Consider the following 711-nt stretch of genomic DNA (forward strand, 5'->3'; position numbering starts at 1 on the left):
GCTGGATGTCTATTTTGCACTTGGTGCACTGCTCATTCCCGCAGTGGTAAGCCTGTATATCTGGCTTGGAATGTGGTATCTGACCTTCTACACCATTTCCCTTCTGACGTTTATTCTGGGACTGTTCTGGATTACCATGCCTGCTTCCTCCTCTTCCCACCTTATCCAAGCAGATCTCCAAACCTCTGAGCGATCGGTCGAACAAGCCCGGTACTCGGTACAGCACCGTGTGTTACTGGGAATATTCATTGTATTCTTCTTTGTTTACATGGGGCTTGAACTGGGGCTCATGAACTTCCTGCCCTCTATTCTGATCGAGACCCTGCAGATTCGGGAATCCGTAGCCTCGTTGGGTGTTAGCATACTCTGGATTGCGATGATCATCGGCCGCATGTTCTCAGGGAAGATTGCTGAGTCAGCAGGATATATTCCTTTCCTGCTGTGGAGCGGAATCGGAACTTTCTGCTTTCTGGTTGCAATGGCGTTTGTATCCAGTCAGTGGGCTACATACCTTCTGATTTTTGGTGCAGGGTTATTCATGTCCGGTCTCTTCTGTATTGCCCTCGTCTATGCGAACCTGCTGATTCCGAGAATGACCGAGAGAACGACCAGCATTCTGATTGCGTCAGGCGGAATTGGCGGAGCAGTTCTTCAATATGTAACAGGCTGGAGCATGAGCGAATGGTCGGTGACGACTACCCTTTGGATTTT

1 protein-coding gene is annotated in these 711 nt (G+C 49.4%); it reads left to right on the forward strand.

Going from position 1 to position 711, the window contains the following annotated elements; translation table 11 throughout:
• Positions 1-711: MFS transporter (locus GRP75_RS28650; RefSeq protein WP_160791077.1), on the forward strand; the 711-nt coding region annotated here is incomplete at both ends.

It is taken from the genome of Paenibacillus sp. OT2-17, from assembly GCF_009827695.1.
Classification (GTDB): domain Bacteria; phylum Bacillota; class Bacilli; order Paenibacillales; family Paenibacillaceae; genus Paenibacillus; species Paenibacillus polymyxa_B.